Source organism: Rhodococcus sp. NPDC056516, from assembly GCF_042794655.1.
In the GTDB taxonomy this organism is placed as follows: Bacteria; Actinomycetota; Actinomycetes; order Mycobacteriales; family Mycobacteriaceae; genus Rhodococcus_F.
The window spans coordinates 148,081-161,634 of sequence record NZ_JBHTTG010000008.1 but is presented as its reverse complement, the minus strand read 5'-3'; the positions used below and the strand labels follow the sequence as shown (position 1 = coordinate 161,634).

At 61.5% G+C, this 13,554-nt stretch carries 13 protein-coding genes; 4 read left to right on the top strand and 9 right to left on the bottom strand.

Going from position 1 to position 13,554, the window contains the following annotated elements:
* Positions 1-66: 66 nt before the first annotated feature.
* The 4 genes from ACFQ6Y_RS24120 to ramB all read left to right on the top strand — a co-directional run bounded on the left by ACFQ6Y_RS24120 (position 67) and on the right by ramB (position 3,984).
* Positions 67-699, top strand: coding sequence for a serine/threonine protein kinase (locus ACFQ6Y_RS24120; protein WP_378638036.1), 633 nt, complete (start codon positions 67-69; stop codon positions 697-699).
* Positions 700-818: 119 nt separating this feature from the next.
* Positions 819-1,106, top strand: a complete 288-nt coding sequence (locus tag ACFQ6Y_RS24115) for an FmdB family zinc ribbon protein (RefSeq protein ID WP_378638031.1) — start codon at positions 819-821, stop codon at positions 1,104-1,106.
* 81 nt (positions 1,107-1,187) lie between these two features.
* On the top strand, positions 1,188-2,447 hold the full coding sequence (fmdA, locus tag ACFQ6Y_RS24110; protein ID WP_378638026.1) for a formamidase: 1,260 nt from the start codon (positions 1,188-1,190) through the stop codon (positions 2,445-2,447).
* Positions 2,448-2,571: 124 nt separating this feature from the next.
* The gene (gene ramB / locus ACFQ6Y_RS24105; RefSeq protein WP_003941547.1) at positions 2,572-3,984 is read left to right on the top strand and encodes an acetate metabolism transcriptional regulator RamB; all 1,413 of its coding nucleotides are present in this window, start codon (positions 2,572-2,574) and stop codon (positions 3,982-3,984) included.
* A 5-nt stretch (positions 3,985-3,989) separates the two neighbouring features.
* Here ramB and ACFQ6Y_RS24100 read toward each other — a convergent pair whose 3' ends face one another.
* The 9 genes from ACFQ6Y_RS24100 to ACFQ6Y_RS24060 form a co-directional block, all read right to left on the bottom strand.
* Positions 3,990-5,009, bottom strand: coding sequence for an alpha/beta hydrolase (locus ACFQ6Y_RS24100; RefSeq protein ID WP_378638021.1), 1,020 nt, complete (start codon positions 5,007-5,009; stop codon positions 3,990-3,992).
* A 131-nt stretch (positions 5,010-5,140) separates the two neighbouring features.
* Entirely contained in the window at positions 5,141-6,160 is a 1,020-nt protein-coding gene (locus ACFQ6Y_RS24095; protein WP_378638018.1) for an alpha/beta hydrolase, read from the bottom strand.
* Positions 6,161-6,228: 68 nt separating this feature from the next.
* Positions 6,229-7,869 carry a class I adenylate-forming enzyme family protein gene (locus ACFQ6Y_RS24090; protein ID WP_378638013.1) on the bottom strand — a complete coding sequence of 547 codons (1,641 nt, stop codon included), beginning with the start codon at positions 7,867-7,869 and terminating at the stop codon, positions 6,229-6,231.
* Positions 7,870-7,878: 9 nt separating this feature from the next.
* Positions 7,879-8,583 (bottom strand): ABC transporter ATP-binding protein, encoded by a 705-nt coding sequence (locus ACFQ6Y_RS24085; RefSeq protein WP_378638008.1) that lies wholly within the window; start codon positions 8,581-8,583, stop codon positions 7,879-7,881.
* Between the two features lie 2 nt (positions 8,584-8,585).
* The gene (locus tag ACFQ6Y_RS24080) at positions 8,586-9,359 is read right to left on the bottom strand and encodes an ABC transporter ATP-binding protein (RefSeq protein WP_378638004.1); all 774 of its coding nucleotides are present in this window, start codon (positions 9,357-9,359) and stop codon (positions 8,586-8,588) included.
* Positions 9,356-10,315, bottom strand: a complete 960-nt coding sequence (locus ACFQ6Y_RS24075; protein WP_378638587.1) for a branched-chain amino acid ABC transporter permease — start codon at positions 10,313-10,315, stop codon at positions 9,356-9,358. The genes ACFQ6Y_RS24080 and ACFQ6Y_RS24075 overlap by 4 nt, the downstream gene beginning before the upstream one ends.
* Before the next feature lie 68 nt (positions 10,316-10,383).
* Positions 10,384-11,259: a branched-chain amino acid ABC transporter permease gene (locus ACFQ6Y_RS24070; protein ID WP_054186876.1), complete on the bottom strand. Its 876-nt coding sequence runs from the start codon at positions 11,257-11,259 to the stop codon at positions 10,384-10,386.
* Between the two features lie 15 nt (positions 11,260-11,274).
* Positions 11,275-12,459 (bottom strand): ABC transporter substrate-binding protein, encoded by a 1,185-nt coding sequence (locus tag ACFQ6Y_RS24065; protein ID WP_378638000.1) that lies wholly within the window; start codon positions 12,457-12,459, stop codon positions 11,275-11,277.
* A 126-nt stretch (positions 12,460-12,585) separates the two neighbouring features.
* The gene (locus ACFQ6Y_RS24060; protein ID WP_378637996.1) at positions 12,586-13,326 is read right to left on the bottom strand and encodes a TetR/AcrR family transcriptional regulator; all 741 of its coding nucleotides are present in this window, start codon (positions 13,324-13,326) and stop codon (positions 12,586-12,588) included.
* Between the last annotated feature and the right edge of the window lie 228 nt (positions 13,327-13,554).

The window sequence follows — 13,554 nt, the reverse complement described above, 5'->3', positions numbered from 1 at the left end:
CCATATGCTGTCGAACCATGACTTGTCGTTCGACGCCCTCGACACCACTGAACGGGCGATAAAGCTGTGCCGGACAACTATCAGCAGCCACCGAACAACCAGGCATGGTCGCAATCCGGGCCTCAACCGCCGCAGTTGGGATACCGGGCCGCGCCGCAGTCCTATCCCCCACCGCAGGGATTCCCGCCTGGTCCGCCACGTGGAAATCCGCCGCCACGACGACCCGGCTGGGTGATTCCGGTATCGATCATCGGTGTCGTCACCGTGTTGGCTCTCTTCGGCGGGCTTGCATGGGTTCTGTGGCCGAAGGACGTCCCCAACTCGACGGCCGGTGGAGCCGCCCACTCCACCACCGCCGCCGCGAACACACCCGGCACCGCCGGTGCCACGACAACTGCTCCCAGTACGACATCCCCGACGACCACACGCGCCGCGAACTTCCCGGCAGGCGCGTCCACCTGCCCCGGCGGGCAGCCGGCCGGAAGTTACAAGGAATCCGCGACCAGTGGGGGCAAAACTTCGTGCGAGTTTGCCGAGGCAGTTCGGATCGCCTACGGAAACTCCGGTGCCGCCGGTCGATCCAGCACGATTTCCGCACGTAGTCCGGTGACCGGCAAGGAGTACACGATGGCGTGCAAGGTGGCCTCCGGCATCGTCACCTGCACCGGCGGAGACAACGCGGTTGTGTACTTGCGCTGACGTTCGCACTTGCGGCGGCAGCAACCCGGCGCTTGTCGTTCCAGTGTCGCCCTCGTCGTTCCAGTGTCGCCCTGGTCGTTCCAGTGTCGCACTGACGGATCCTCCGATAGCGTGACCGCATGCCCCTGTACGAGTTTCGCTGTACCGGCTGCGGCCCGCTCGAGCGGTCGTTTGCGATGGCCGAAGTGCCCCAGTCGATCAGTTGCCCCCAGTGCAGTCTCGAGTCCAAGCGAGTGGTCTCGTCACCCCGGTTAAGTCACGCATCGTCGGCCGCGATGGGTCTGTTGGACACCACGGCTCGATCGGCTCACGAGCCTGCCGTGGTCAGTGGGTCACTACCCGGCGGCGGCCGAAAAACTGCCCCGACCACATCCAATCCGTTGCACCGCAAGCTACCTCGCCCCTGAGCACCCTCACAGCGAGTCACGATCCGACACGAAAGTCCTGCCGCCACGAGTTTTCCGTTTCTTCGAGAATGAGGAGTGCATATGCCCGAACTGCTGTTTCCACTCGATTCCGCCAAGAAATTCAACGACCAGGCGATCGTCGGCCACAATCGGTGGCACCCGGACATCCCGGCAGCGGTGACGGTGAAACCCGGTGATGCGTTTCGTGTCCATTGCCGCGAATGGTTCGACGGCGCAATCCACAACGACGACTCCGCCGACGACATTCTCAATGCACCACTGACCACGGTCCACACGCTGTCCGGCCCCTTTTCCATCGAAGGCGCGAAGCCCGGCGACCTGCTGATCGTCGACATCTTGGATATCGGTCCTATCCCCCAAGAGGATTCGGGTCCGTTGGCCGGCCAAGGCTGGGGGTACACCGGCATCTTCCCTCGGAACAACGGCGGCGGATTCCTCACCGAACAGTTCCCCGACGCGTACAAGGCTGTCTGGGATTTCTCCGGACAAACGGCGACGTCGCGCCACATCCCGCACGTCTCGTTCACAGGCATCGTCCACCCGGGACTCATGGGCACGGCTCCGTCGGCAGCCCTGCTCGCCAAGTGGAATGCCCGCGAGGGCGCCCTGATTGCCACCGACCCCAATCGGGTTCCCCCGCTTGCGCTTCCGCCCGAGCCCCGCGATGCCGTTCTGGGAACCTTGACCGGTGACGAGTACACACGCGTGGCCGGCGAGGCGGCTCGCACCGCTCCCCCGCGCGAGAACGGCGGAAACCAGGACATCAAGAACCTCACCAAGGGCAGCCGAATCTTCTATCCGGTGTTCGTGGACGGTGCGAATCTGTCGGTCGGCGATCTTCACTTCTCCCAGGGCGACGGCGAGATCACGTTCTGCGGTGCCATCGAGATGGGCGGCTTCATCGACCTTCGTGTGGACATCATCAAGGGCGGCATGGATACCTACGGCGTTTCCGAGAACGCGATCTTCATGCCGGGCAACACAGATCCGCAGTATTCCGAGTGGCTTGCATTCTCGGGCACTTCTGTCACGTTGGACGGCGAACAGAAGTACCTGGATTCACATCTGTCGTACCAGCGTGCGTGCCTGCATGCGATCGAATACCTGACCAAGTTCGGCTACGCACCGGAGCAGGCGTACCTGCTACTCGGTGCGGCGCCGATCGAGGGTCGTCTGTCGGGCGTCGTGGATATCCCCAACTCGTGTTCGACGGTGTATCTCCCGACAGCGATCTTCGACTTCCCGCTCGCACCGTCGTCGAGCGGACCGTTCCAGATCGATCCCGGAATTGGCGCCCCGCGTTCGGAAAACAGGGTCTAGGCCTCCGGCCCGTGAGTGGTTAGGGAGTGCCGAGGCTCCTCAACCACTCACGGGGGCGGAGCCCCGGTGCGAAGACTGCGAACCCACCTTTGCGAAGCCGGACCGACGCTCGTATCCTGGGAAAATGTCGAAAACCTTTGTCGGTGTCCGGCTCCGCCAACTGCGGACCGAGCGCGGGTTGAGTCAGGCTTCGCTGGCCAAGACGCTGGAGATCTCGGCAAGCTATCTCAATCAGATCGAGCACGACGTCCGGCCACTCACCGTGCCGGTCCTCCTGCGCATCAGCGAAGTGTTCGGTGTCGACACCACCTTCTTCTCCCCGCAGGACGACACGCGCCTGATCGCGGAAATGCGTGAAGTTGCCCTCGATCAGGAGATGGGTATCGACGCCGACGCCCACGAAATCGCAGAGATGGTCTCCACGCACCCGGGCCTCGCCAAGGCGATGGTGAACATGCATCGCCGCTTCCGCAACACGACGGCCCAGCTCGCCGCAGCCACAGAGGACCGTTTCTCGGACGGCAGTGGCAGCGGTTCGATCACCATGCCGCACGAGGAAGTGCGCGACTACTTCTATCAGCGACAGAACTACATCCACGATCTCGACACCGCAGCCGAAGAACTCACTGCCCGGATGCGCTTTCACCGCGGCGACGTCGCCGGCGAGATCGCCAGACGCCTCGAATCCGTCCATGACGTGCAGATCGTTCGACGAGTCGATCTGGGCGAGAACATACTTCATCGCTACGACCCGGACACCAGGGTCTTGGAAATCTCCGCAAGGCTCTCGGGCGGGCAACAGGTCTTCAAGTTCGCGACAGAACTCGCGTACCTCGAGCACGGCGACCTGCTCGACTCGTTGGTGGCCGAGGGCAACTTCACCAGCGAAGCGTCGGTCTCCCTGGCCAAGCTTGGCTTGGCCAACTATTTCGCGGCGGCCACCGTGCTGCCCTACAGCCAGTTTCACGAGGTTGCCGAGGACTTCCGCTACGACATCGAGCGCATGTCTGCCTTCTATTCCGCGAGCTACGAGACGATCTGCCATCGCCTCTCGACCCTGCAGCGCCCCAAACTTCGCGGGGTTCCGTTCATGTTCGTGCGTGTCGATCGTGCCGGAAACATGTCGAAGCGTCAGTCCGCCACCGGATTCCACTTCTCCACCAGCGGCGGTACGTGCCCGCTGTGGAACGTCTACGAGACGTTCTCTTATCCGGGCAAGATCATGCCGCAGATCGCGCAGATGCCCGACGGTCGTCGATACCTCTGGGTTGCGCGCACCGTCGAACGCCGAGCTGCTCGGTACGGACAGCCCGCGAAGATCTTCGCCATCGGATTGGGATGCGAGATTCGCCACGCTCATCGACTCGTCTACAGCGACGGTCTGGATCTGGACGAGTCGAATCCAGGAACGCCGATCGGCTCGGGCTGCCGCGTCTGCGAACGCCTCAACTGTCCGCAGCGCGCCTTCCCTCCCTTGGGTAAAGACCTCGACATCAGCGAGCACCGGAGTTCGATTTCGCCGTACGTGATTCGCTGACCGCGTTAACGCACGTGGTCGCGCAGGAACGCGACTGTGCGGTCGAACGCGATCATCGCGTCCACGGTGTCGAGGTCGAACTGATATTCGTGGTCGAGTGCAGGCTCGTGATCGTCGGGGTAGAACAGTGCATCGACCTCGACGCCCAGATCGGCGAGCCGTTCTGCCATGGGTTTCGACTGGCTGGCGGTCAGTGGGTCGACATTTCCGCCGGTGATGAACGTCGCTGAAAAGTCCGAGGTCACATGACCCAGTGTCGACATCTGACCCACTGCAGTCGACCCGTCGAAGTCCCTCGTTCCGAGGTAGCCCCACAGTGATTGCTTGTCGACGCTCCATCCGAAGTACTTCCCCTGTGACAGCAGCGGTTTCAGATCGAAGACCCCGCAGTCGAGGACAACTCCGCGTATCTGCTCGGGTCGTAATGCCGGCTCCACACCCATTTCCGACGCGTAGTCAGGGCTGGTCATGACGGTCGCCAACTGACTGGACAACTGCGCGCCTGCCGAATCTCCCGCAAGAAAGAGATTGTTCGAATCGACATGCAACCTGTCCGCATTGCTCACGATGAATCGATACGCGTCGTTCAGTTGATTCACTGCGGTGGGGTAATACGCTTCCGGCCCCAGTGAATAGTCCACCGAAATCACAGTGAAACCTTGATCTGCCAAAAGTTTGTAGTAACCGGCGGCATCAGTTCTCGATCCCGCTATCCAGCCACCGCCGTGCACCCAGACCACCGTCGGTAGCGCTGACGTGGACTCCGACGGGTAGTACACGTCCAGTCGTGCGTCGTCGTCGCCGTCGCGGTACGGCTGATCGAGGACCGAGACGATTCCTGGCGGTGCGTGTTTGTCGAGTTGTGCGTGAGTCGCTTCGGACCCACCCGCTGACATCCACCGTACGAGGAGAACTCCTGGCCACGGACTGAACAGCGCGGCGGTTATGCCGAACAGAATGACGACGAACGCCGCCATGCTTCCGACAACGAGTCTTCGCCGTCTGTCGGGGGAAGACGCTCGCACAACAACTCCTGGTGTCGGATCGGATCTCCCCAGGCTAGACCAAAAGGACTAGCTGGGAATTCCCTCCGAACACACCCTCGGAGCTTTGCCCGAAATGACCATTTTCCCGGTGGTTCAACACAATCCGGTAACTAGCCGGTATGAGCGTCGAGAAACTGAACCGTCCGATCGAGCGCCGTGAGACCGTCGGCATTGTCCAGATCGAACTGATACTCGTGACCGAGCGCCGGAACGTGATCGGCCGGATAGAACAGTGTGTCGACCGCAATTCCCAACCCCGATAATTTGTCAGCCAACGGTTTCGACTGAGAATCGGTCAACGGATCCGCGTTTCCACCGCTGATGTAAGCAGGCGGAAATCGATCGGTGACGTAGTTCAAGGTCGACATCTGATCCGCTGCATCGGTACTCATGAAGTCACGCACCCCGGTATACGCCCAGAGGGACCGATCAACTCCCCAACCGATGATGCCGGGTCCGCCGACCATGTTCCCGACGTCGTAGATTCCACAGTTCAGGATCACTCCGCGTAGCTGATCCGGCCGCAACGACGGGTTCACGCCCACGCGGTCCGCATACGCGGGATCAGTGACGAGAGTGGCGAGCTGACTCGTGAGTTGCGCTCCCGCAGAATCACCGGCGAGAACGATCTTCGTCGGATCAACATGCAGCCGTTCTGCATTCGCGACGACGTACGCGTGCGCGTCGTTGAGCTGTCGCACCGCTGTCGGGTAGTGATGCTCGGGCCCGAGTGAGTAGTCCAGGGACACAACGGTGTACCCGCGAGAAGCCAGCAATTCGTAGTACGGCGCGTAGTTGGATTTGCTTCCCGAGATCCAGGCACCGCCATGAGTCCAGATCACCGTGGGCAACGCTGAAGTCGTCGCTGCAGGAAAGTAGACGTCCAGATATGCGTCGTCGTCATCGGCGCGATAGTGCTGGTCCTTGATCGAGTCGACGCCACCTGGAGCATGCTTCTCGAGCGCCTCGGTGACTTTCACAGCATCACGATCGAAGACCCAGCGCACGGTGAGCGCGCCGGGTCGCGGACTCAGCACAAAAGCCAGAACCACGGCTCCGACAAGGACTATCACTGTCCCGAGAGTCCACAGCGCTCGCTTACGCCATCGGTGCGGTGAAGGGTTCGTCATCGGGTTTCCCTCACTCTCGGCACAATGTCCGGATCAGCGTAACGCGAAGCCGGTACCGCCAGGCGCGATCAGCTGAGTTCCGCGATCCGCCTCTGCGCGAGCGCCTTGACTTCACCCTTGGCTACCTTGCCCCCGGCCGCCATCGGCAATTCGGCGACCGTCGTCACGTACTCGGGTATGTACTCGCGGGTCACTCCTCGGCTCTGCAGCCAGGCCGTCAAGTCCTCCGAACTCAGATCGTCATCAGCGGACACGACGACCGCACAGACCTTCTCACCGAACAGCGGATCGTCGACTCCCACTACGGCGACCAGTTCCACCGAAGGGTGCGCGCGTACATACTCCTCGACTTCGACCGCGGAAATGTTCTTGCCGCCTCGAATGATGATGTCGGCTTTGCGTCCGACCACCCGCACCCGTCCTGTCTCGTCGATCTCGACGATGTCACCGAGAAGCATCCAACCTTCGTCGGTGTACAACTCGTCGTTCGCATCGACGTCGCCCCAATAACCCTGGCACATCAGAGGGCCGTTGACCGCAGGCTGACCGCGACGGACGGAGCCCGTCACTTCCTTTGCCGCATCGTCGAATACACGAACTTGCATGCGATCGATGACGTGACCGCACGTCTTCAGTCGGGTATCGGAACCGTCCGAAACCGTCGTTACCGAGACGGCGCCGGTTTCGTTCGATCCGTAGAACTGCAGGACAGCCGCTCCGGTACGTTGCTCGAAAGCCAGTGCCTCCGAATACGGCACGGCTTCACCACCGGTGAACATGAAACGAAGCGACGAGAGGTCGGCCGATTCCGCGGCCTCCGAGCGCAACAGCATCTTGAATTGTGTACTCACACAATTCAAAGCAGTTACCCGTTCGCGCTCGATCAACTCGATCATCACCGATACGTCGAAGCGTTCCATGACGACATTACGAGCACCGAGTAGTGCGGGCAGGAAATGCGAAGTCCAGAGACCGAATCCGAAAGGGGCCGGAACCGCGCCGAGGAACACCTCGTCTGCACCGATCGCCGCCGCCTCGGCGGCAATCTCGGAGAAGGCAACCCAACGATCCTCGGTTTGTGTCACCAGCTTGGGCAGGCCCGTCGTGCCGGAGGTTGAGTTCAACATCGAAACGCCCGACGTGACAAAACACGGGCTGGTTGCGGGGAAACGCTTGATTTCGACCGGCAACGAAGTGAATTCGCCACCTGCGCCCGCGCGTTCGAAAATCACATCGGCGCGTTCGTCGGCGAAGACCACGTCCAGTCCGGGATGCTCGGCCCGCAGACTCGCCACGAGTTCGGCGGTGTCGACGCCTCGCAGCGTGCGCGCGGTGACCAGAACGGATGCTTCGGAGCGGGCGATCAGATGAGAGATCTCGCGAATGCCCGAGCGCGAACCGATTCCGACGGCAACGCGGCCGGTCCGAAATGCTGCGCAGAGAGCCGCATGGAAGACAGCGGTGTCGGGAAGCAACACGGCCACATGCCCGTATCCCTCACCCGCTAGGTCCAGCGCCGACGCGATGGCATCGGCAGCGGCGTCGTACTGTTTCCACGAGACCCTCGATTCCGGGGTGACAAAGGCGGTTTCGTCCGGGATGGTCTCAGACCAATGCCTGACCATCTCGCTGATGCTGATGCCGGCGAACCGGGCCGGATTCGTGGCGAATTCACCGACGGTGAAGTCGAGTGTCTTCGTTTCAAGCATGATCGTCGATCATCTCCCGTCGGCGCTGAGTACGCCCATCGATTGTTTGTACGCGTTGTCCAGTGTCGCTGCGGAATCGCATTCGCGGACGAGTTCGCCGCGTTGCATGACATATCCGCGGTCGACAACCGACTTCAGTGCAGCCAGAGCCGGTTCCGTCACGACGACGGTCACTCCCTCGGCGGCCAGATCGCCGACCAACGCTCGCAGTTCCGCGACGATTTTCGGTGCCAGCCCGGTCATCATCTCGTCGAGGAGCAACACCTTCGGAGTTTCCAGAAGGGCCCGCCCCAGAACCAACATCTGCTGTTCACCACCGCTGAGAACCCCGGCATAACTTTCCGAGCGTTCGCGCAGGATCGGAAACCTCTCGAAAGCTGTTTCCACGGCCTCGGCCTTCAAACCCATCAGGTCGGCGCCGACGCGTAGGTTCTCGCGAACGGACATACGCATGAACAGTTGCCTGCCCTGGGGGACATAGGCAAATCCGCTACGGACTCGGGCGAGAGCCGATAATTTCTGGATCTCTCGACCATCGAATTTGATTGTCCCGGTGGCGGGAACCGAGCCGTAGATTCCTCCGATCAAGCTGGTCTTGCCGGCACCGTTCGGTCCCACAATTGCGGTCACTTGACCGGCCGGGGCGGTGAGGGAGACGTTCCTGACGGCAACCGCGGAGCCGTATCGAACTGTGACTCTGTCGAGTTCGAGCATCGTCAGGCACCTTCCTCGTATTCGGAACCGAAATAGACTTCGCGCATCGCATCGCTGGCCAGGCACTCCTGCGGCGGTCCGTAGAACGCCACCGATCCGAAATTGAGCAGAACGATCTTGGTTGCGAGCGCCGCGATGAGATCGACGTTGTGATCGACCAGAACCACTCCCTTGCCCTGTGCAGCAATCGATCGAACAGCACCGGAAATCGCGGCGATACCGTCGTGATCCGCACCGGCAAACGGTTCGTCCAACAGGAGGACTTCAGGTTCGCTCGACATCGCCCGCGCTACCTCGACCAGGCGCTGCGCACCCAAACTGAGATCCCCGCAGGCACTTTCGACATCGGTAACCGAGTACCGGGCGGCGATCTCCCGGGCCCGCTGCGCTGCGCGATCCCAGTTCTCGAAGGGCCCTTTGATCGCCCACCACAGCGAGTGCAGCGGTGAGGTGATCTTGTGCCCGTACAGTCCCGGAATGATGTTGTCGACGGCGTCGAGTTCCGCCGCGAGCTGTGGATGCTGGAACGTACGCGAGAGCCCTTGCCGTGCACGGCGCTCCGACGGCCCGGTCAGAGCAACACCGGCGAGCGTGACCGCTCCGGAATCTGCTTGCTGTGTGCCGAAGATGCAGTCCACGAGTGTGGTCTTGCCTGCACCGTTCGGACCGACCAGGCCGACCACCTCACCCGGTCCGACGCTGAACGAGACGTCGCTGACAGCGCGGACCCCGCCGTAGGACTTGTGGAGCCCGCTCACTTCGAGTAGCCGAGTCATCGGTTGCCACGCTCCTTGTACAGACGGTTCATTCGGCCCAGAACGTTCTGGCTCCATCCGATCACCCCGCCAGGCGCGACGATGAGGATCACCAGGACGGCTCCGGCGAGCAGCAGTTCACCGCTTCCCTGGTACCCGGGCATGTTCAGCGTCACGATCACCACGATCAGTGCACCGAGCGGAGCACCCCACGCGGAACCGCGACCACCGATGATCGGCATGAAGATCGCGAGGAAAACAATACTGAGAGTGAATGTTTCAGGAGTGACAGCTTGCACCGACACGGTGAACAGCGATCCGCCGGTCGACGCGACGGCGGCACCGATCGCCAGCGCCACCACGGTCAGGTGAGCGGGATTGACGCCGGAAGACCGTGCGACATTGCGATTGTCGCGGGCAGCTTGCAACATCAGACCCCACACGGATTTCCGAAGCCGATCGACAGCGACCGCGATCAGACACACGAACAGGATCGCGAACACGACCAACGCGTAACGCGGTGGCTCCCAACCGAACATCGTCGCAGTCTCGACACCCGAGATCCCGGCCGAACCTCCGGTGAAGCTCGGCCCGTCGATCAGCCAGTGCTCGAAGGCGATACCGAACAACAAGGTGACCGCGGCGAGGTAGAACCCGGAGAGTTTCTGCGTCGCCAAGCTGAGGAGCACTGCGACCGCTGCGGCGGCGAGGGCGCCGAGAATCCATCCCCACCACATCGACAACCCGGTCCGAACAGAGATCAGCGCAACCGCGTACGCACCGATCGCGGCGTACGCGCTGTACGCCATCGACAGTGATCCCGCGAGCACGAATGGCACGTACATTCCGAGAGCGATCAACGAATAGGTCGCAGCGAGGAACACCAGATCCTGCCGATACAGACTCGGCCCCATCCACAGCAGCACGGCGGCAACCACTGCCACGGTGATCAGAGCTTCCCGTGACACGGCAAGCATTCTCGTCCGGGAACCGCCACCTGAAGTGGGCGGACGTGACGTGAGCGGACTGGTAGAAAGCGAGGCCATCAGACGCGAACCTTCCTCGAGAGCAGGCCTTCCGGACGGAAAGCGAAGAACACCAGTGCAATCAGCAGAATCGCGGTTTGAGCAGCACTCGCACCGAAGTAGTACGGGGCGAATACCTGGACGACGCCCAACACCATTCCGCCGATCAGCGGAGCCCAACTCCGGCCGGTACCGCCGATGACAAGCGCGATGAAGGCGGTCAGGGTCCACGACAGGCCGCTCGTGAACTGAACACCGGCCTTGGGAGCGAACAGAAGTCCGGCAACGGCGGCGATCACACCGGCGAGGGTGAACGCGATGAGCCGGACCCGGTCCACCGGCAAACCCAGGACACGGGCGGCATCCGGACTGTCGCCGACGGCGCGAAGCAGACGGCCTGAGGTGGACCGGTTCAGCCACAATCCGATACCGACGAAGATCAGAGCAGTTCCGACGACGAGTACTACGGTCGAACTGTCAACGGTGGCGCCGAGCACCGATATCGGATCGAAGTCGAAAATCTTCTGTCCGGGAAGCGGTGTGCGGCCGAAGACCGTGCCGGCGAGCTGCTGGATCCCGAACAGGACCGCGGTCACAGCCACCAACGCCGGTAGTTCCCCCCGACCCGAGCGCTTCTGAACCTGCTTGACCACAAGCTTTTCCGTCAGAATCGACAGCGCCACTGCCACCGCGATCCCCAGCGGCATGGCAATCCAGAGAGCGAGCCCGTAATTGATCGCGACCCAACTCGACGCCATGGCCGCAGCCATCGCGTACGGGCCCATCGCAAAGTTGAAGAAGTCGGCTCCGACCACCACGAGATACATTCCGAGGGCTATCAGCGAGAAAAATGCACCGATCTCGATGGCTGCGAGCCACAGTTGTGCGTCTGTCATGTCAAGGCTCCTCGGTTATCCGCACGGGGGTTGGTAGGAATCCCACGGATGGGCCGGCTTGTTGTCCTCACCGAATTCGATGAGCACCAGTCCGCAGAGGCTGTCCGGAGCCAGATGATCCTGTGGGGAGAACGACAGTGTCAGTCCGTCCTGGCCGAAGCTGGCGGGAAGTGCCGAAACCTGTTGAAGTGCATCACGAACGGCCGTCCGATCTCGGTGATCGCCGGCAATTTCGATGGCCTCGGCCAACATCATGACGGCGTCGTACGCCTGTGCGTCGTAGGCAGTCAGTTGATAATCAGGCCCCTTCACCGCCTGCACCTTGCGACGCAGTTCGGCGGTTCTCGGGTTGTTCTCACTGAGCGAGCCCATGTACACCATGCCGCTCAACGCCTTCGGGTCCGCCAAAGCCCAAGATGCGGGCTGGTTTCCGATGGAAGCGAGTGAGAAGCGTTGCGTCTGCGGGGCGATCTTCGACAAGGTGTTGTGCGCGAGAATCTCGAAGTGCCCGCCGATACTGGCGACCAGAATCGCGTCCGGTTCGGTTTCCGCGAGACGTGAGACCTGTGCGGTGATGTCCGCGGCATCCACCGGAGCCTTTTCGACGCCCGTCACTCTTGCGCACTTCTCGAGCGCCGGCCGCAGGGTCTTGATGATTCCGTCGATGGACGCACTCGCGTCACCGAGAATTCCCAGGGACTTGTACCCCATCTTCTCGAAAGCGCCGCAGTACACCTGGGCGTACTGCTTCAACGAATTCGGAATCATGAACGAGTAGTCGTTGTCGGGCGCCGAGGCAAAGGCGTCGCTGAGAACGACCGGAGCGATCGCAGGAATCTTCGACTGCTGGAGAATCGACTTGGCCTGCAGCACCGACCCGCTGCCCGTGGCGAGGATGACCGCACTTGATCCGTGATCGACCAACTTCCGAATGATCGACGGGGTCTTGGTGGGACTGCTCTCGTCGTTCTCGACAACCAATTCGACCTGCTTACCGTTGATTCCGCCCGCCTGGTTGATCAGGTCGACGGTCATCCGCACGGTCTTGCCGGCGATCGTGCTGTATGACGCACCGGGCCCGGTGGAGTCCTCGTCCAAACCGATGACGATGGTGTCTTCGGGAATGACACCGGCAGATGCGCACGCGCTCGCCCCGAGGACCACTGCCGCGCAGACGGCGATCGCCTTTCCGAGTCTCACATCGAACTCCCGTCCAAACTATGCTTGGTAAATCAAACAAGCGCTTGATTTACGAGTGTGGACAGAAGTATGCACTGGGTCACACTGATAGTCAAAATCCGAACTACACGCGCAGGAACTGCGGTGTTACGGTTTCTGCAGCTGCCGGATCGAGGAGCTGAGTTCGCGAATGACGGACTTCAATTCGTCGACATCAGAGCGGAGTTCGGCAAATTCAGAGTCGGGGGATTCGGTTTGCGCATCCTTCTTCGCGGTGCGCCGCGCAATGCGTGCCACCGGATCTCCGTCGCCGGAACGTGCGGCGAAGCCGTCCAGGAATACCGAGATCAGATTGCGCTGCAGATCGTCGGCCAACTCGGAAAGCTGCGGGCGATACTGCGCGACGGTGGACCAGACGGATTCACGCAGGAGCCGATGAAACTGCTCGGGATCGATGTCCTCCCGAAACTCCCCGTCGGCAATTCCGCGCGCGATGGCCGATCGCCAGTAACTGTGGGCCTTCTGCACCAGGACCGTGATGGGAGCGTCAGCCGGTTGCGACGAAAGTATGGCTTCTCCCTGATAGACCTCCGTGGCATACGGGTGATCCACCGCCGAGGCAAAAGAGACCGACACCATCGTGGCCAGCCGATTTCGAGCCGAACCTTCCGGTTCGATCGAGTCCTCGTACCGGACGTTGAGATCTTCGAGGAACCGGACGACGATCTCGTTGGCTATCGCATCCTTGGAGTCGAAGTAGTGATAGAGGCTGCCGGAGAGGATCCCGACTTCGTCGGCGATGTCTCGCACCGTCGTCGCGGCGATTCCCCGCTCACTGAACAGCTTGGCCGCATGAGCGAGTATTTCGTCCCGTCGGGTCGAGCGCACGAGAAGATCCTTCCGACGTTCCGATCGTCAAGCGAGTGCTTGATCAATTTCTCGTCGATGCTAACACCGCACCCTCGCTGACCTGCGGTGTGAGGTCCTGGACACCCAATCGAAACACCGGACACACACTTGTCACCGACAGTCATTCCACCGCAACAACTTCCACCTACTCTGTGCACTCGACGAATACAGCGTTGTATACGCACTCCGGATACAGATCTGTCAGAG